This is a genomic window from Apibacter sp. B3935 (genome assembly GCF_009827705.1).
Taxonomy (GTDB): Bacteria; Bacteroidota; Bacteroidia; order Flavobacteriales; family Weeksellaceae; genus Apibacter.
This window is the reverse complement of the sequence record NZ_WINL01000002.1, coordinates 134,825-154,107: the sequence shown is the minus strand read 5'-3', so window position 1 is coordinate 154,107 and position 19,283 is coordinate 134,825. Positions and strand designations below refer to the sequence as shown.

The following is a 19,283-nucleotide window of genomic DNA, read 5'->3' as shown; positions in this document are numbered from 1 at the left end:
TGTTACTATTATCTTAAAATATAAAATGCTATGCCTTCATATCTATATATATTAATGGGAATATAACTTTTACCTTTACCTAAAACTAACGAACCGTCTTCGGATATCCAGATTTTAAGTTCATTTTTGTTGGTGGTGAGCAAATGATCCGATTTCTTTTTATATGATTTGTAAAAACGATAAACCGGAATTGTATTAGGTTTATGAGTATTGAATGCATAACCGGATATGCCTTCAAAAATCCATCCTCCTTGTCCACCGTTTTTTAATTCGTTCCAATCAAGTGTAGATAAACGATCACCGTTTAAAAAATTATAATATCTGTATATAGGATAAGATCCTTCCACTTGATTAGCATAAATTTTTCCTAATATCCCCTCAAAATGTTTATTTCCTAATTCATTATAATTTGATGTATAAAAATGCTGTCCGTTTATATTATATCTGTAGAAATTTTTTGTTTCCACATATGCATACCTGCCGGGATATTGTTCAGATATAAATCTTTTATCCATTTCGGAAAGTACGGTATTCCAACCGCTTGACCACCCATTTAAAGTTAAAGATGCAGGAATAGAATAAAGCATGATTGATTGACTGTCAAAAGAAGAATAATTAGTTGTGGTTGAGTTATATTTATTTAAAACATTACTATCAACATACGCTTGGTTCCAATAATTAGGTTCTCCGGCATAATATTCATATACTTTTTGTCTATTCCACTGAATATTAGCAGCGGGGCTTTGATGCTCATGTTGTAAACCAAGTGCATGTCCGAATTCGTGAATTATTGTCCTTGAAAATTCATAATCAGGAGTTGAATCTGTAAACCACCCGAAATTCATGGTAGGAATACGTTGAGTAATAGATCTAGCATCAGTTCCAATATAAGACCAAGACTGACCACTATTATCAAAATTTATTTTTATATCAGCATATTGATAAGCAGGAACATATTCAAAGTTTAAATTAGCATATTTCAACCATTCACCGGCAAATTGTTTTACTTTATTCTGTAAATAAGAGTTTCCGTTTAAAAATTTAATTTTTATAGTTTGCCCTGTATTCCATTTATTAAATTTATTAATTACTCCATTAGCAATAACTTCTTGAGTTGAATCTTGGGGTTGAATAATGTCATCAGGTAAGTAAGCATCTAAACAAAATTGTTCTTTTTGAGCTGTACTTTTGTCCGGTACAATATCAGAATTTAATGAATCTTCAGTACAGGAAACCATATATACCAATAGGCTTACGTTTAATAAAAATATGTAGGAAAATTTTTTCATATTTAAGATTTTTTAAGGTTTTATAAATCCAGAATAAATGTTTAATAATATTACTTTATATAAAATAATTAGAGATATATAAAGTGATTTTAACATTTATTTACTTTTTGGATATTGCTTAGCAATAAATTTCTTGTCAGTAGAAGATAATTTATAATTGGGTTGACTATGCCAATGATTTAAAGTGAATGAAGCAGGAAATGAAATAAGCATGATAGAATGTTTATCAAAAGCCGAATAATTAGTTAATGCCTTGCTGTATTTATAAAAAATTTCAAAATCCACTTTGTCCTTATTCCAATAATTAGGTGCACCTTCAAAATAAGCATATACTACCGGTTTATTCCATTTTATATTCGAATTAGGGTTTTGATGTTCATGATGTAATCCAAGAACATGACCAAATTCATGAAGAATTGTTTTAGATAATTCATTTTCAGGAGTAAAATCCGTAAACCAACCAAAGTTCAAAGAAGGACTTTGTTGAGAAATGTATTTTGAATCGGTGCCCACATAAGACCATGATTTTCCGCTGTTATCAAAATTGATTTTAATATCGGCATATTGATCCGCAGTAACATATTTGAATGTTAAATTAGCGAACTGAAGCCATTCACTTGCATATTTTCTGACTTTATCTTGCAAATACGATGAACCATTTAAAAATTTGATTTTAATGGTATCTCCGGGATTCCATTTTTTTATAATGGTGGTTACACCATAACCGGAAACTTCTTTATCCAATTCTGAGGTCTGAAAATTATCTCCGGGTAGAAAGGCATCTACACAAAATTTTTCATTTTCTGAAGATTTGTTTTCAGGATAAATGTCTGAAGTTAATGATTCCTCATTACAAGAAACCAGAAAAGCAGATGAAAATAATAGTAAAAAAAAAGTAAAATTTTTCATAATCATAACATTTATAAATTTATCAAATATAGGAAAAAATATTTAATTTTATATTCTGAATTATAATTCAAAGTGTATATAATATTATGATTATGTGATATAATTGTATTTTTAAATTATTATATGGTAATTATATTTGATTAACCAATTGTCTTTTATAAAATTTTAAATACTGCAAAAAGCAGAAGTTTAATAAAAATTTAATTATTTATATTTTATAAAAAAGATAAAAAAATAAGTTTATTATAATTCAAATAATAAGTAAGTTTGCCTATCAGTTTAATAGGAATTAAACTTTGTTGTTTTTTATATTGAATAAATTAATATTGCTTGTGAATAACCAATTATTTAAAATAGATCTTCGATTTTACACTTTGCTTTCTAAATATGTATACGTGCTAATCTTTCTATTTAGTACAACGATTTATCAATCACAAACTCTAAAAAAAGGGGAATTAGCGGTTGGTATTGACCTAACTTATGCTCCTTATGCCTATTTAGAAGGAATTCCCAGAGGGTTTGACCCTGACTTAATGAGATTAATAGGAGAAAAATTAAATCTTAAAGTAGTCTTTAAAGATACCAGAATAGAAAATATAATTATGGGCTTAAATGCAGGACATTATGATCTCATAGCATCTGCATTGTATATTAATCCGCAACGAGCTCAACAAGTTTCATTTTTACCCTATCTACAAACCGGAGGTGTATTGGTTGTTAGAAAAGACGAATCCTATCGTCCGTTATCCTTACAAGACTTATGCGGAAAGAAAATTTCTTCCATGAAAGGGGCGGCATGGATTCCTAAATTGAATGATGTTACCAAGAATTTCTGTTTTAAGAATAATAAACAAGCAATTGAAGTTAAAGAATACCCCAGCGCTCCCGAGGCTTCACATGCTTTATTATCCAAAGGCGTGGACGTACAATATGAAGATGCGGCAGTAGCTAAAATGTTAATTGACAGATTAGGAGATAAATTGGTAATTTCTACACATGAAATGATAGATCCCGTATTAATAGGTTTAGCATTTAAAAATGAAAACATAACCTTAAAAAATAAAATCGCACAAGTTATACAAGAACTAAGGAAATCGGGAGAATATCAGCAGCTATTGGACAAATATAATTTGGCTTATCCAAGTCAAGAATTACTACTTAAATATAAGATAGATGAAGAATCGATTTCATCTCAAGAAAAGAATACCATTTTCGATTGGAAATATTTTAAAAATCAATTTATTAACACAGATTTTTGGAAAGCTTGTTTAACTGTAATCGAGTTAAGTACATTAACTTGGTGTATAGGAGTAGTTTTAGGCTTTTTGGTAGCATTAATGGGACAGAGTTCTCATTCTTTTTTAAGATCTATTTCCAAGGGTTATATTTGGTTTTTCAGGAGTTTACCTTTATTGGTATTATTAATATTTATATATAATCTACCTCAAATTTGGCCTAAAAGCTCGATAATACTATCTAATCCATTCATATCCGGTTTAATAGCCTTAGTTTTAAGTGAAACAGCCTATATAGCGGAAATACATAGAGGAGCGTTACAAGCGATACCCAAAGGACAATATGAGGCGGGAAAAGCACTGGGGTTATCCTACTGGGGAATCATGAGATTGATTGTTGCCCCTCAAACATTTAGGATAGCCTTACCGTCACTCGCTAATCAATACGTAACCATAATTAAGTTAACCTCACTGGTATCGGTGATTTCCTTGACCGAAATATTGATGGTTGGACAGCAATTGTATACACGTAACTTTCTGGTTATGGAAACCCTGTTAGCAGTTGCTATCTATTATATACTAATAGTTACTTTGGTAACATGGATTATTAACAAATTTGAAGCAAAATTTGATGTCCATAAAAAAAGCACAGACATTGATAGTTCAATACAAGTTGATTTTGAAAAATTAAGAGAATATTCGAACATAAAAAATACGAATAAAGGTTCAACCGCTTTAGAATTAAAAAATATAACAAAAACATTTGGAACAACATTGGTATTAAATAATATATGTTTAAGCGTTCCTTGGGGAAAAGTAATCAGTATTATAGGTCCATCAGGATCCGGGAAAAGTACCTTAATAAGAACCATAAACGGTTTAGAAACAATAGATGAAGGAGATATTGAAATGGGAGAAGTTTCTCTTATACTTAAAAATAAAAGTAAATTTCATAAATCAAAAAAGAAACTTCAGGAAATGAGGATAGGTATGGTTTTTCAATCGTATAATCTTTTTCCACACAAAACGGTATTAGAAAATGTTATGTTGGCTCCTTTATATCATAAAAAAAACAAAGATAAACAGCTGCTGCGTATGTATGCATTGGCAATGTTAGATAAAGTAGGTATGTTGGTTCATGCCAATAAATACCCTCACCAATTATCAGGAGGGCAGCAACAGCGGGTAGCCATAGCAAGAGCATTGGCTATACAGCCCGACATTATGTTATTTGATGAACCTACTTCCGCTTTAGATCCCGAATTAGTTCAAGAAGTATTGAAAGTTATTAAAGAATTATCTAATGAAGGCATGACTATGATAATTGTTACTCATGAAATGAAATTCGCATTTGAAGTATCAGATAGAATTGTTTTTATGGTATCAGGAAAAATTTTATACAATGAAGAACCTCAACAAATGAAAAAATCCAAGGATGAAAGATTACTAAAATTCATTGGAAATGTTGCTCCCATCGATTATACTATTTAAAATAAACATAAGTAAATACAAATATGAAGAATCAAAAAGAAGAAATAGGTATTTTACAAAGACGAAAAATTGAAGCAGAAATAATAAAACCTATATACGATATTTTAAAGAGAGAGTATGGACTTGAACAGGCAAAATCGATTATTGAAGAAGCCGTAGCTAATGCAGCCATTCAGGCCGGAAAAGATTTTGCCCAAAAAGAAGATGAGCCAACCTCAGTACAAAGTTTTGTAGCTCTCCAATATTTATGGGAAAAAGATGATGCACTTGAAACAGAAGTGGTTGTTAATAATGAGAACCAATATGATTATAACGTGAAAAGATGTCGATATGCAGAAATGTATCATGAAATGGGATTGGGCGAAATTGGATTTTTACTATCCTGCAACAGAGATGCTAAATTTATCGAAGGATATGCTCCAAACGTAAAATTAACCCGTCCCCATACTATAATGAATGGAGACGGTTTTTGTGATTTTCATTATAAACTAGAAAAAGGGAAAACAGATATTTCCAATGAATGATAATTTACATATAAATTCAAAGAGACTACAAACGTGGTTAGCCGATTTCGCTACCATAGGAGCTACACCAAATGGAGGGGTACATCGTTTAACGCTCACAGATTTAGATAAACAAGCTCGTGATTTGTTTGTATCTCTGGCAAAGAAAGCTGGGTGTTCAATAAAAATAGATGCAATGGGAAACATTTTCGCCAGACGATCCGGTGAAGATAACCGTTTGAGTCCTGTACTTATAGGTTCTCATATAGATAGTCAGCCCTTAGGAGGTAAGTACGACGGGATCTATGGGGTTTTAGCAGCCCTGGAAGTTGTTTACTCATTGAATGACCATGATATAAAGACTGATCGCCCCATAGATGTTGTAAGCTGGACCAATGAAGAAGGTTCACGTTTCGCTCCTGCCATGATAGGTTCGGCCGTTTTTTCAGGGTTAACTACTTTACAAGATGGTTGGTCGTGTAGAGATAGTGAAGGTAATACTATTAAACAAGAATTAGAAAGAATTGGATATGCTGGAAATGATAATTTTTCAAATTATAAAATCCATGCTTCACTGGAACTGCATATTGAGCAAGGTCCGATATTAGAAAACCATAATGAATTAATTGGAATCGTGACCGGCGCTTTAGGTCAAAAATGGTACGATGTTGAATTCACCGGGATGGCCTCTCATGCCGGAACAACCCCTATGGAAGTACGCCAAGATGCCTTACTAGGTCTCGCCGAGGCAGTGCTTGAAGTCAACTCAATAGGAAAAAATGAAAAACCGGAGGGCAGGGCAACTGTTGGAATGGTAAAAATTACCCCCAATTCAAGAAATGTAATTTCTGATAAAGCTTGGTTTTCAGTTGAATTTAGACATCCTTCAGAAAAAGGACTACAAAGGATGGATCAACAATTGTCTGAAAAAGTACATCAAATAGCTGAGAAATTAAATCTAACTTATAGCATCCGTCCTATATTATCCTTTCCTCCCTTACCCTTTGATGATAACTGCATTGAAGTGGTACGCCGAGTAGCTCAGAATTTAAATTATCCCCATAGAACAATGGTTTCAGGAGCCGGACATGACTCGTGTAATATTTCTAAAATAGCCCCGACTTCCATGATTTTTATACCTTGTATTAAAGGAATAAGTCATAATGAAAAGGAAGAAATTAAACCGGAATGGATGAGTGCCGGTGCTAATGTTTTATTAAATGCAGTAAAACATTTATCTAAAAGATAAAGAATAAACCAATTTATAGATTAAATAGATTAAGTGGGTAAGGTAGAGCATTAAAGTTCTACCTTTTTAATTATCATTATAGATGAAATTAGATGAGATCCTAAGGTGAAATAAAAATGCTTAGACAATATGTCAGCTTGCAAAAAATTAATTATGACAAATGTTTATATAATGCTTCATGGCATAATCATTGAAATTGCATAAGCAATTATATATGTAATAGTAGTATTTAGTATAATTAATAACCATAAGTAATTAAAGAAAAAATATAAACATGAGTAAAATTATAGGAATTGATTTAGGAACAACGAATTCTTGTGTAGCCGTAATGGAAGGTAGCGATCCTACCGTTATTACTAATGCTGAAGGAAAAAGAACTACTCCATCCGTAGTTGCTTTTATGGAAGATGGAGAAATTAAAGTGGGGGACCCTGCTAAAAGACAAGCGGTAACCAATCCACACAATACCGTATATTCCATAAAAAGATTTATGGGTACTAGATTTTCATCAGATGCAGGTGAAATTTCAAGAGTTCCTTATAAAGTAGTAAAAGGTGATTCCGATACTCCAAGAGTAGATATTAACGGAAGATTATATACTCCGCAAGAAATTTCAGCTATGATTCTTCAAAAAATGAAGAAAACAGCAGAAGATTTCTTAGGAGAAACTGTAGATCGAGCAGTAATTACAGTTCCTGCTTATTTTAATGATGCGCAAAGACAAGCAACGAAAGAAGCAGGTGAAATTGCCGGTTTAAAAGTAGAAAGAATTATAAATGAACCTACCGCGGCAGCCTTGGCTTATGGATTAGATAAAGCTCATAAAGACCAAAAAGTAGCAGTATATGACCTAGGAGGAGGTACTTTTGATATTTCTATTCTTGACTTAGGAGACGGAGTATTTGAAGTATTATCAACTAATGGAGATACACACTTAGGAGGAGATGATTTTGATGATGTAATAATTAATTGGTTAGCAGAAGAATTCAAATCTGCAGAAGGTGTTGATTTAAAAGCAGATCCAATTGCATTACAAAGATTGAAAGAAGCCGCTGAAAAAGCGAAAGTAGAATTATCTTCATCTACTCAAACAGAGATTAATTTACCTTATATAACCGCTACAGCTTCCGGTCCAAAACACTTGGTAAAAACGTTAACCAGAGCAAAATTTGAACAATTAGCAGCCGATCTTGTTAAAAGATCTATGGAACCTTGTAAAAAAGCGTTAGAAGATGCAGGATTAAAAACTTCAGACATTGATGAAGTATTATTAGTCGGAGGTTCAACACGTATACCGGTGATCCAAGAAGAAGTTGAAAAATTTTTCGGTAAAAAACCTTCCAAAGGAGTGAATCCTGATGAAGTGGTTGCTATTGGAGCTGCAATTCAAGGAGGTGTATTAACAGGAGATGTAAAAGATGTTTTATTATTAGATGTTACTCCACTTTCCTTAGGAATTGAAACTTACGGAGGTGTATTTACTAAATTAATTGATGCTAATACCACCATTCCAACTAAAAAATCTGAAACGTTTTCAACTGCAGCAGATAATCAACCGGCAGTTACTATTAGAGTAGGACAAGGAGAAAGACCTATGTTCAACGATAATAAAGAAATCGGAAAATTCGATTTAGTGGATATACCACCGGCACCAAGAGGAGTTCCACAAATTGAAGTAACCTTCGATATTGATGCTAACGGTATTTTAAGCGTATCGGCTAAAGATAAAGGAACCGGAAAAGAACAATCCATAAAAATTCAAGCATCTTCCGGATTAAGTGAAGCAGAAATTGAAAAAATGAAGAAAGAAGCAGAAGCTAACGCTGAAGCAGATAAAAAGAGAAAAGAAGAAGTTGAGAAATTAAATTCTGCTGATGCGATGATTTTCCAAACAGAAAAACAATTAAAAGAATTTGGAGAAAAATTACCGGCAGAGAAAAAACAACCGATTGAAGATGCGTTGGCAGACTTGAAAAAAGCATATGAAAGCAAAGACATTCCGGCAATTGAAACAGCAATGGAAAAAATTAATGCTGTATGGGCTTCCGCTTCAGAAGATTTATATAAATCCGGTCAAGCAGCTGAAGGAGCAAATCCGGGAGCTCAAGGCGGAGGAGAAGGATCATCAAGTAATCCTAATCAAGGGGGAGATAATGTTGAAGATGTAGATTTCGAAGAAGTGAAATAAAAATAGAAATAATACACAGTATAATTGGAAAACCTCAGAATTAAAATTCTGAGGTTTTTTAATGTATATATAAGAGGAAAAAACAAATTGTACATTTTTGATAAATTAAAAAATTAGGAAAATTCAATCTAGTAAAGGGTTTAAATGATTTTGAAAATATTGGCTAGAAAAATAAAATTTCTACTTACTACCATTAAAAATGCTTAATACCTCATCTTTATTAATAAACATTCTAAAAATCCTTGAATCCTATAGAGGCATAATTTAAAAGGGTTTATTTAATATTTAAAACTAAAAAAGAGTATGTTTTATCATAACTCTTTTTTTATTTGTTTTATATGATAAAGAAAAGTTGGTTAGTCTATTAATTAGTAAAACATGAAAAAACAGTATATTAATGTATAAATATTACTTTAAAATGGTAAAAAAAGCAGAATAATAAATTATTCAAAGTCATAATATATTTCCAAAAAAATAACTGACTATAGATTTAAGTAATTAATAATCAGTTATTTGTTTTAATTGTATTAAAGTTAAATGTGTATATTAAAGTAAATTTTATTATATGAGATAATTGATAGATATGATCTGCATAGTTAAGTGGGGTTATTAACTAATTTGGATTCAATTTTATATATAATACTAAAAAGATATCAGGCTATATTCACTGCGAAGACTTTTTAGCATATGTTACTTTTGATGAAAAAAAGCAGATGCAATCCTTATTTAAACTAGTAAACAAGAACAAATTCTCATCTCATTATTGCTATATAAAGCAAAATATATTATACAAATAAAGCCTTTTATTTTTTAGGCTTTTTTTGTGTTTTTATGTACAATTTGTTTTTTCCAATTATAAATTAAAACAAATAAAAAAAATGTTAAAAATTGAATTTGGTATATAATCAATTAATTAGGTGGTAATATTTGTTAAAAAAAATCAATTTAAATTTTTATTTACTAATATTTTTACTTAAAAAATTAATATTAATTTAATAGAAAACGCAAAATTTGCATGTAAAAAAAATAAATTAATATCAAATTACTTTATAAGTGAGTATTTATTTATATTTGCATGCTAAATTTAGATATTGTTTATAAAAATATAACTGAATAATTATACAAAGTTAATTTATTTGTATATTGATCCAATATAAATTAATAGTAAATATAATGTTTTTTTAACATAATGTTAACTTTGGCACGGTATTTAGTATAGTTTTAACACGAAATTAGCTAAATTTAGGTTCTACTACGTTTTAAGTGGTAGAATTAGAATTAAATAAATTTTGAATTAAATTATTTTACAAAAAAGAAAATTATGAAAAAGTTAGTGTTGTTTGCAGCAGTAGTTTTTGGATTATCAACTATGAATGCACAAAAAAACAGTATTTTATTAGGAGGTAATGTAGGTTACAACCACACCGAAAACAAATTTGGAGGAAATTCAGGAAAACAAAAATTGGACACTTACGAATGGGCTCCTTATTTAGGATATCAATTTACTGATCATTTAACTATTGGTGCAAAAGTAGCTTTTACAAAAGCGGATTTAGATAGTAAAGCACTTCAAGAATCAAATTTACTTGATGGAGATACTAAAACTTCAAAAATTGGAGGTTTTATACGTTATTCACAACCATTAAGTGAAACTTTTGCAGTATATGCTGATTTGGGTGCAGGTTGGCAAGAGCAAAAAACCAAAGGACACGATGCTTTAGCAAAATATGAAAATAAAGCAGATGGATTTTACATCGGATTCAACCCGGCATTATTCATTAACTTCAAAAATAATTTTGGATTAAATTTTAGCATTGGTGGAGTTGAATACAACCACTTAAAAGAAAAAGGAACAAAAAATAAATCTAACGGGGTTGATGTAACGTTTGGAAATGCTTTCAATATCGGTATTTCTAAAAACTTTTCACTATAATTTAATTATAGTATAAAATTATTTAACGCAAGTTATATAACTAATTAAAAAGAAAAAGCATGAAAAAAATTATAATAGCAACCCTTACCCTTTTTAGTGTGTTGTCTGCCCAAGCTCAAAAGAATTCTATCCTTTTGGGTACAGATTTTAGCCTTAAAAGAGTTAATGGTTATAATGATGAAAAGACCAATAATGTTACATTTACACCCGTAATAGCTTATGAAGTAGCAGATAATTGGTTTGTAGGAGCTAAAACCAGCCTATCTTTTGATAAACATACTTATTCAAGTGATCAACTTCTAGATACAAAAATACAAGATAAAGCTTACGAAAGTAGAATTGGTGGTTTTGTTCGTTACTATAAACCTTTTAATGAAACTTTTGGTATATATGCAGATCTAGGGGCCGGATATCAACAGTATCGCTCTGATAGCAAAATAGATTCAGGTAGTCCAATTTATAATGAGGCTGATATGATCGAAGGTAATAGAGTTAGAGGATATGGATATTACATCGATTTTGCCCCTGCTTTATTTATAAACTTTAAAAATAATTTTGGGTTAAATGTTTCTTTTGGAGGAGTTGAATGGAGCGACACAAAAGAAAACGTAGCCTTGGATTATAAAAATTATAACAAGAGCAAAGATTTTGACCTAACGTTTGGAAAATCTATTCACGTAGGAGTTACTAAAAAATTCAGTTTTTAATTTTATAAATTAAAAAAAATAATATAAAAACCTCTGATTTATTTCAGAGGTTTTTTTGTGGATTAAAAGTGATAAATAAGTAAATTTGCTAGTATTATAAATAAATGTATTATGGCATTATCTAAGATTAATCCAACAGAAACCCGCGCTTGGCAATTATTAAAAGAACATTACGACCAAATAAAAGATAAACACCTTCGTCAATGGTTTAAAGAAGATCCTCAAAGATTTGATAAATTTTCAATACAATTTAATGATATTCTTTTTGATTATTCTAAGAACAGAATAGAAGAAAAAACATTGAAATTATTAATTCAACTGGCTGAGGAAACCCAAGTTAAAGAAGCAATTGAAAAACAATTTAGTGGCGATAAAATTAATGAAACAGAAAATAGAGCAGTTTTACACACAGCATTAAGAAATCGAAAAAATACACCGGTTATAGTTGACGGGGAAGATGTAATGCCTAAGATAAACAAAGTCCTTTCGCAAATGCAAAGATTTTCTGAATCAGTAATTTCAGGCGAATGGAAAGGGTATACAGGAAAAGCAATTACTGACGTGGTTAATATTGGTATCGGCGGTTCTGACTTAGGTCCTTTAATGGTTGTAGAAGGGCTAAAATATTACAAAACCAGGCTGAATTTACATTTTGTATCCAATATTGATGGAACTCACATAGTAGAAACATTAAAACCGTTAAATCCGGAAACAACAATGTTTATTGTGGCATCTAAAACATTTACTACTCAAGAAACTATGACCAATGCTCAAACAGCAAAAGATTGGTTCTTAAAATCAGCAAAATTAGAATCTGAAGTAGCTAAACATTTTGTTGCCCTATCAACCAATCAAGAAGCCGTAACAAAATTTGGAATTAGTCAAGAAAATATGTTTGAATTTTGGGATTGGGTAGGTGGAAGATATTCTATTTGGTCAGCTATTGGATTGAGCATATGTTTAGCTGTCGGATATGACAATTTTACCGAATTATTAGAAGGAGCAAATGAAGTTGATTTACATTTTAGAAATACGGAACTAAATAAAAACATACCGATAATTTTAGCCCTATTAGGTATTTGGTATAATAACTTTTTTGGCGCGGAAGATGTTGCTTTACTTCCCTATGAACAATATTTACATCGTTTTGCAGCCTATTTTCAACAAGGAGATATGGAATCCAATGGAAAATATATAGACCGAAGCGGTAAAAAAGTTGATTATCAAACCGGACCAATAATTTTCGGAGAACCGGGAACTAATGGACAACATGCATTTTATCAATTAATACATCAAGGAACAAAACTTATTCCTTGTGATTTTTTTGCAGGTGCCCAAACACTAAATAAAGTCTCAGATCATCATGAAAAACTTATATCCAACTTTTTCGCACAAACAGAAGCTTTAGCTTTTGGTAAAACAGAAGAAGTAGTTTATAAAGAATTAAAAGATCAGGGGAAAAATGAAGAGGAAATTAATAAATTAAAACCATATAAAATATTTGAAGGAAATCGTCCAACCAATTCCTTTTTGTATAAAATTCTAACACCTAAATTATTAGGAAAATTAATTGCTATATATGAGCAAAAAATATTTGTACAAGGAGTTATCTGGAATATTTTCAGTTTCGATCAATGGGGCGTAGAATTAGGCAAACAATTGGCTAACAAAGTGCTGCCTGAATTATCAGGAGATCAAGAAATAACCACACATGATTCATCAACTAATGGGCTGATAAATGCCTATAAAAAAATGAGATAATTTTATATCTGATTTAATAAAAAAAAGATCGTCTCATCAGACGATCTTTTTTTATTCATAAAATTCAAAAGTTTACAGTTCACTATAAAAAACATATTAAAGCTTTATTATAGGTTTTTAAAATAATAGAGAGTTAAACGCTTTAGGTCTGATATTTGCATTTTATAAGTACAAATCAAATATTAATAAATAGAAGACTAAAAATTTAAAATTATGATCAAAGAACAAAACGTAGTGAAAAGCACTTACAACGACTCTTCAAAAAACAAAAAATTAGGTAAATTTTTTGGTGAAATTTTTTCATATAACAGCAGTTTAAAACTATATCATTGGCAAGTAACCGGCAAAGGAAGTTATGCAACACATATTGCTTTAGATCAGGCTATTGATTCAGTATTAGATGTAATTGACCGCTTAGTTGAAACAGCCTATGCTCAATTTGGAGATATTGAAGTAACTATCAAAGAAACTCCTACGCCTAAAGATATTATTAAACATTGTGAGAATTTTTACCTGTTACTTCAAGACGGTAGAGAATTATTTGTTGATGACTATGCATTGTCCATTTTTGATGATTATCAAGAAGCCGTTCAACAATTATTGTTTAGATTGAAAAGGTTACAATAATCAATTATTTATTATAGAGTACGAAAAACCTATATAACATAAATTTATTTTGAAAACAAAAACCAAAAAACCTGTGTCTGAAAAAGTAAGGCACATAGAAGCCAACATAGGGCTTAGTGAAGAAAATAAACAATTAGTGTCCGATGCACTAAATAGATTGTTAGCAAATGAATATTTTCTTTATACGAAAACCAGAAAATTTCATTGGAATGTAGAAGGTCCACATTTCAGATCTATACATTTATTATTAGAAGAGCAATATAAAGAAATTGCGGAAATTATTGACGAAGTGGCAGAAAGGATAAGGAAATTAGGTCATTATGCGCTGGGATCATTTAAACAATTCAGTGCAGTAGTTGACTTATTGGAACATGACGGAGAAGAAGTAGATGATGAAAAGACAATATTGGTAGAATTATGTCAGGATCATGAAACGATCATCCGTTTGATCCGAGCAGAATTTATACCAACTGCTGACAAAAATAAAGATGATGGAACCAGTGATTTTTTAACCGGTGTTATGGAACAGCACGAATCTATGGCATGGATGCTACGTGCCTCAGCTAAATAATTATAAATTGAGTACAAAAAACCTCTTTAAAAGAGGTTTTTTTTGTTACAAACCCGAATATTTAGCTATAATTTTTTCAAACCACAATTGTGGAATTATGGTTTTAACCCAAAGAGATAATTTTTGGATGGTTGTACCAAAATAATAATGGGGTTTTAATTTATTTTTTTGAGTAAATAATTTTTCAATAAAGGGAGCAAGAGTTTCGGGGGCTAAACCATTTGTAACGTCCGTATTTATATGATCGTATACTTTATCAAAAACTTTAGTATAATCATCCGAAATATCACTTTTAATCCTATGATCTGCTATATCTGTTCGTATGTCCCCTAAATTTACTGTACATACTTCAATACCCGAATTTTTTAATTCATAACGCAACGATTCTGTAATCATGTCTAAAGCAGATTTTGAACCGGAATAAAAACCTCTGAATGGTAGACCCATTTCACTTCCAATCGATGATATATTAAAAATTTTACCTTTATTACTTGTACGCATAATTGGTAAAACCTTTGAAATAAGATAAGAGGGTGCTACAATATTTAGAGTAAATAAATCTATAATTTCATTTTTTTTAGCGTTTTCAACAGGCCCAACCATCCCTTTACCTGCATTATTGATTAACAGATCAATGGTTGAATTTTTAGCAAGAATTTGATCTAATGCATCATCAACTTCTTTTTCATTAGTTATATCAGTTGGAATAGTAGTAAATTTAGCATTTTTAGGTACTGAACGACTCAAACCGTATACATTGTAACCCTTCTGAAATAAATAATTTCCCAATGCCAATCCCACGCCGGATGAGGTTCCTGTAATTATAATTGTTTTAGACATTTTTATAGTTTAATACTAAACAAAAATAAAATTAATTTTAAAATCTAGCTACCCAAAAAGAAAAAAGGAATGACATACTCATTCCTTTTAAACCAATTAAAATTCAAATTTTAAGTAAGTCTATGAGTACAGATATAGTCAATCAGACCATCAATAGGTCTTCGTAAAGCTATACCTAATTTCATTCCATTTTCAGATAATTTTTTCTCTAATTCATCTTTTAAATAAAAACCGATAGAACCATTAAAATTGATTGGGACTTGAGTACAATTATCGTATTGTTTTATATATAAATCGATAAAGGTTTGAATTTGTTTATCAATGATTTGCTGAATAAATTCATGATCTTTGTTTTGAATAATAAATTTAGCAAATGTGGCTAGATAAGCATTGGGATTAGGTTTTTTGTATAGATTTTCTTTTATAAAATCTATATCCATATTATATTCTTTCGACAATTTTATTGATAATTCATGAGGAAGAGTTTTGAAATTATAGGCACGAATCAAATCTGCTCCTAATTTATTACCGCTGCAATCATCCATTAAAAGATATCCTAGAGATAAAACTTTTTGATGTAAAAGTTCACCGTCATAATAACTGCAATTGGATCCGGTACCTAAGATACATACTATGGCTTGAGTTCCCGGAGGTGTGGTTGCATAAACGGCTCCATAGGTATCTTCTTCAACCACAATTTCTTCAGCATTAGGAAAAGATTCTGTTAAAGCATTTCTTACAATATCTTTCATATTATCAGTTCCACATCCTGCCCCATAAAAAAATATTTTTTTTACAGCGGGTTTATTTTGGTAAATGTCAAAACGTTCATTTAATCTTTTGATCATTTCCTCTTTATTTATGGCTTCGGGACTTAAACCTTTAGTTTGTGTTGAGAATATACGATTGCCATTATTATCAATGGCTATCCAATCGGCTTTAGTAGCACCTGAATCTGCTAGAAGAATCATATTTTTTGTTTTTAATTTTAGTTATGTTTCAAAAGTACAAAATAAAAATATTTATAATAAAAATAAATATTCAATAAATGTTGGTCAAATTATCTTATTAGTAATGGTTAAAGTGTTCAATTTATTACAACTGATAAATATATATACTAATGTTTGAAATAGTTTAACTATCTCTTTACAGACTAAAATTAATAAAAGATATCATTGAAACAGTAAATATTTATCAATAGTTGATTTAAATCATACGATTAGGTATAAAAAATAAAATAAATTTAATTTTATATGTATTAAATTTATGGATACCCTGTTCAGACATTATAATAAAGAGAAATTAAAATTTTGTTAAAAAATTAACATTTACTTCAAATAAGTAAATGAAATGGTAAGGTTTCCAAGCATCAAAAACACCATTTTAACCTTAATATTAGATAAAATTAGTCATTTCTAAATATGATATTAATCAATTACAATATTGTTAATTATATGATAATGATATATTTAAATGTATAATTATTTAAGGTTAGATTACGTCTCTTTGATAATTTATACTATAATAGGATATTTAATTTATATTTGTATAAACACGTTAAACTTACATGTTTATAGTAATTTTTATAAAAAATAAATTAAAAACTACATATATGAGAAGAAAGATTTTTACTACTTTAACAATCTTGTCTCTTTTTTTTTCAAAAGCGCAGCAAAAAGAATTTATTTTAATCGATAATGGAAATGGAGTCAATTTAGGATATTCCCCATTATCAGGTGTAAAAATTATAACTGTTGACGGTTTGAAATTCAAAGACCTTAATAGAAACGGAAAACTTGATAAATATGAAGATTGGAGATTATCCGCAGATGAAAGGGCTAAAGATTTAGTTCAAAAAATGTCCTTGGAACAGATCGCAGGATTAATGCTTTATAGTAATCATCAAGCTATACCTTCAAACGATAGTGGATTTGCATCTGGAACCTATAATGGTAAAATCTTTTCTGCCAGTGGAGCACAACCTTGGGAACTATCAGACGCACAGAAAAAATTTCTGCAAAAGGATAATTTAAGACATATATTAATAACTTCGGTTCAAAGCCCTGAAGTTGCAGCACGATGGAATAATCAAATGCAAGCATACGTGGAGGGTTTGGGATTAGGAATTCCGGGAAATACAAGTTCAGATCCCCGACATTCTGACCAAGTTACCGGAAATATAAAATCTGAATTTAATGCAGGAGCAGGAGGCGCCATATCTCTTTGGCCGGATGGGTTAGGCTTAGGAGCAACATTTGATCCGTCACTTGTACAAAAATTTGGTAATATAGCAGCACAAGAATATAGAGCTTTAGGAATAACTACAGCTTTATCTCCTCAAATAGATTTAGGAACAGAACCCCGATGGTATAGAATCTACATGACATTTGGAGAAAGCCCGGAACTAACTACAGATATGGCCAGGGCCTATATAGATGGTTTCCAAACTTCTTTTGGTAAAGATGAAATTGCAGACGGATGGGGATATAAAAGTGTTAATACAATGGTTAAACATTGGCCGGGTGGAGGACCGGAAGAGGGCGGTAGAGATGCACATTGGGCGTTTGGAAAATATGCGGTATATCCAGGAAATAATTTTGATACACACATGAGCCCTTTTGTTAACGGAGCTTTTAATCTCAATGGAAAAACTTCCAAAGCTTCAGCAGTTATGCCTTATTACACCATTTCATATAATCAATCAAAAGACGGAAGTAATTATGCAAATGGCTTCAATAAATATATCATTACCGATTTACTTAGAGATAAATTTGGGTATGATGGGGTATTATGTACAGATTGGCTGATAACAGCCAATGAGGGTAAAACTCCGGATGAATTTAAAGGTAAGCCTTGGGGAGTGGAAAATAAAACGATAGCTCAAAGACATTATATTGCCTTAATGGCCGGAATGGATCAATTTGGAGGCAACAATGTTATGCAACCCATATTAGAAGCCTACAAAATGGGAGTAAAGGAATACGGAAATAAATATATGAGAAATCGTTTTGAGCAATCAGGAATACGATTATTAAAAAATATTTTCAGGCTGGGATTGTTTGAAAATCCGTATTTAAACGTTGAGCAAAGTGTTAAAACAGTTGGAAATCCTGAATTTATGCAAGCGGGTTATGAAGCACAAATAAAATCAGTGGTATTGCTTAAAAATAAAAAACGTATACTACCAATAAAAGATAAAAAAACGGTATATATACCAAAAAATTATCAACCTTCCATAAAAGATTGGTGGGGAAAATGGTCTGAACCAAAATTAGATTATTCGGTTAATATCGAATTAGTTAAGAAATATTATCATGTTACAGAAGATCCAGAAAAAGCAGATTTTTCCATAGTCTTTGTTTCAAGTCCTCAAACTAACAACGATGGCGGGGGATATGATATGGCCGATAGAAATAATGGAGGGAATGGATACGTTCCCATCTCCTTACAATATAACAGCTATACGGCTACAAATGCTCGTGAGCACAGTATAGCAGCAGGAGACCCCGTAATAGACCCTTCAATTAAAGATCGAAGTTATAAAGATAAAACAGTGACCGTTTCCAATTCATCCGATCTATCTACCATATTAACTACTAAAAGTCAAATGGGAAATAAACCGGTCATAGTAGTAGTAAATATCAGTCGTCCTATGATTTTTAATGAATTTGAATCTAGAGTGGATGGAATAATAGCAAGATTTGGAATTGGAGAACAAGCCATAATGGATATTATTTCCGGGAAATACGAACCCTCCGGATTATTACCCCTTCAAATGCCTGCAAATATGAACACGGTTGAAAAACAGAAAGAAGATATTCCTTTTGATATGGAATGTCATCAAGACAGCGAAGGGAATGTCTATAATTTTGGTTTTGGTTTAAATTGGAAAGGTGTTATCAAAGATTCTAGGACCGCAAAATACGGAATAAAAAAATAAATATAAGTTTTGATTAATGATATGCTATAAATAAAAAAAA

Annotated in this window: 14 protein-coding genes; 10 read left to right on the top strand and 4 right to left on the bottom strand. The window is 30.7% G+C overall.

Going from position 1 to position 19,283, the window contains the following annotated elements:
* Nucleotides 1–8: 8 nt before the first annotated feature.
* Together GFV00_RS09680 and GFV00_RS03545 are read right to left on the bottom strand one after the other, a co-directional pair.
* Nucleotides 9–1,289 carry a matrixin family metalloprotease gene (locus GFV00_RS09680; RefSeq protein ID WP_185149981.1) on the bottom strand — a complete coding sequence of 427 codons (1,281 nt, stop codon included), beginning with the start codon at nt 1,287–1,289 and terminating at the stop codon, nt 9–11.
* Nucleotides 1,290–1,385: 96 nt separating this feature from the next.
* Nucleotides 1,386–2,198, bottom strand: coding sequence for a M12 family metallopeptidase (locus GFV00_RS03545; RefSeq protein WP_160557194.1), 813 nt, complete (start codon nt 2,196–2,198; stop codon nt 1,386–1,388).
* A gap of 332 nt (nt 2,199–2,530) precedes the next feature.
* On the opposite strand from GFV00_RS03545, the gene GFV00_RS09835 reads away from it, so the two are divergent.
* The 9 genes from GFV00_RS09835 to GFV00_RS03500 all read left to right on the top strand — a co-directional run bounded on the left by GFV00_RS09835 (nt 2,531) and on the right by GFV00_RS03500 (nt 14,463).
* Nucleotides 2,531–4,924 (top strand): ABC transporter permease subunit, encoded by a 2,394-nt coding sequence (locus GFV00_RS09835; RefSeq protein WP_160557195.1) that lies wholly within the window; start codon nt 2,531–2,533, stop codon nt 4,922–4,924.
* A gap of 23 nt (nt 4,925–4,947) precedes the next feature.
* Nucleotides 4,948–5,448: an L-2-amino-thiazoline-4-carboxylic acid hydrolase gene (locus GFV00_RS03535; protein ID WP_160557196.1), complete on the top strand. Its 501-nt coding sequence runs from the start codon at nt 4,948–4,950 to the stop codon at nt 5,446–5,448.
* Nucleotides 5,441–6,676 (top strand): M20 family metallo-hydrolase, encoded by a 1,236-nt coding sequence (locus GFV00_RS03530; RefSeq protein WP_160557197.1) that lies wholly within the window; start codon nt 5,441–5,443, stop codon nt 6,674–6,676. Before GFV00_RS03535 ends, GFV00_RS03530 begins: the two co-directional genes overlap by 8 nt.
* 274 nt (nt 6,677–6,950) lie before the next feature.
* Nucleotides 6,951–8,864, top strand: a complete 1,914-nt coding sequence (gene dnaK / locus GFV00_RS03525; RefSeq protein WP_160557198.1) for a molecular chaperone DnaK — start codon at nt 6,951–6,953, stop codon at nt 8,862–8,864.
* A gap of 1,321 nt (nt 8,865–10,185) precedes the next feature.
* Nucleotides 10,186–10,797, top strand: a complete 612-nt coding sequence (locus GFV00_RS03520) for an outer membrane beta-barrel protein (protein ID WP_160557199.1) — start codon at nt 10,186–10,188, stop codon at nt 10,795–10,797.
* A gap of 59 nt (nt 10,798–10,856) precedes the next feature.
* Nucleotides 10,857–11,504, top strand: a complete 648-nt coding sequence (locus GFV00_RS03515) for an outer membrane beta-barrel protein (protein WP_160557200.1) — start codon at nt 10,857–10,859, stop codon at nt 11,502–11,504.
* A gap of 111 nt (nt 11,505–11,615) precedes the next feature.
* Nucleotides 11,616–13,265: a glucose-6-phosphate isomerase gene (gene pgi, locus GFV00_RS03510; protein WP_160557201.1), complete on the top strand. Its 1,650-nt coding sequence runs from the start codon at nt 11,616–11,618 to the stop codon at nt 13,263–13,265.
* A 213-nt stretch (nt 13,266–13,478) separates the two neighbouring features.
* Nucleotides 13,479–13,892, top strand: a complete 414-nt coding sequence (locus GFV00_RS03505; protein ID WP_185149980.1) for a hypothetical protein — start codon at nt 13,479–13,481, stop codon at nt 13,890–13,892.
* 49 nt (nt 13,893–13,941) lie between these two features.
* The gene (locus GFV00_RS03500; RefSeq protein WP_185149979.1) at nt 13,942–14,463 is read left to right on the top strand and encodes a Dps family protein; all 522 of its coding nucleotides are present in this window, start codon (nt 13,942–13,944) and stop codon (nt 14,461–14,463) included.
* A gap of 45 nt (nt 14,464–14,508) precedes the next feature.
* Here GFV00_RS03500 and GFV00_RS03495 read toward each other — a convergent pair whose 3' ends face one another.
* Both GFV00_RS03495 and GFV00_RS03490 read right to left on the bottom strand, forming a co-directional pair.
* The gene (locus tag GFV00_RS03495; protein WP_160557202.1) at nt 14,509–15,303 is read right to left on the bottom strand and encodes an SDR family NAD(P)-dependent oxidoreductase; all 795 of its coding nucleotides are present in this window, start codon (nt 15,301–15,303) and stop codon (nt 14,509–14,511) included.
* Nucleotides 15,304–15,413: 110 nt separating this feature from the next.
* Nucleotides 15,414–16,274, bottom strand: coding sequence for an N-acetylglucosamine kinase (locus GFV00_RS03490; RefSeq protein ID WP_160541998.1), 861 nt, complete (start codon nt 16,272–16,274; stop codon nt 15,414–15,416).
* 641 nt (nt 16,275–16,915) lie between these two features.
* Here GFV00_RS03490 and GFV00_RS03485 point away from each other — a divergent pair.
* Nucleotides 16,916–19,243 (top strand): glycoside hydrolase family 3 N-terminal domain-containing protein, encoded by a 2,328-nt coding sequence (locus GFV00_RS03485; protein ID WP_160557203.1) that lies wholly within the window; start codon nt 16,916–16,918, stop codon nt 19,241–19,243.
* Nucleotides 19,244–19,283: the final 40 nt, after the last annotated feature.

Coding starts and splice junctions, on each gene's coding strand:
- GFV00_RS09680 (WP_185149981.1), bottom strand. CDS start 1,289: ATGAAAAAATTTTCCTACATATTTTTATTAAACGTAAGCCTATTGGTA.
- GFV00_RS03545 (WP_160557194.1), bottom strand. CDS start 2,198: ATGAAAAATTTTACTTTTTTTTTACTATTATTTTCATCTGCTTTTCTG.
- GFV00_RS03535 (WP_160557196.1), top strand. CDS start 4,948: ATGAAGAATCAAAAAGAAGAAATAGGTATTTTACAAAGACGAAAAATT.
- GFV00_RS03530 (WP_160557197.1), top strand. CDS start 5,441: ATGAATGATAATTTACATATAAATTCAAAGAGACTACAAACGTGGTTA.
- dnaK (WP_160557198.1), top strand. CDS start 6,951: ATGAGTAAAATTATAGGAATTGATTTAGGAACAACGAATTCTTGTGTA.
- GFV00_RS03520 (WP_160557199.1), top strand. CDS start 10,186: ATGAAAAAGTTAGTGTTGTTTGCAGCAGTAGTTTTTGGATTATCAACT.
- GFV00_RS03515 (WP_160557200.1), top strand. CDS start 10,857: ATGAAAAAAATTATAATAGCAACCCTTACCCTTTTTAGTGTGTTGTCT.
- pgi (WP_160557201.1), top strand. CDS start 11,616: ATGGCATTATCTAAGATTAATCCAACAGAAACCCGCGCTTGGCAATTA.
- GFV00_RS03505 (WP_185149980.1), top strand. CDS start 13,479: ATGATCAAAGAACAAAACGTAGTGAAAAGCACTTACAACGACTCTTCA.
- GFV00_RS03495 (WP_160557202.1), bottom strand. CDS start 15,303: ATGTCTAAAACAATTATAATTACAGGAACCTCATCCGGCGTGGGATTG.
- GFV00_RS03490 (WP_160541998.1), bottom strand. CDS start 16,274: ATGATTCTTCTAGCAGATTCAGGTGCTACTAAAGCCGATTGGATAGCC.
- GFV00_RS03485 (WP_160557203.1), top strand. CDS start 16,916: ATGAGAAGAAAGATTTTTACTACTTTAACAATCTTGTCTCTTTTTTTT.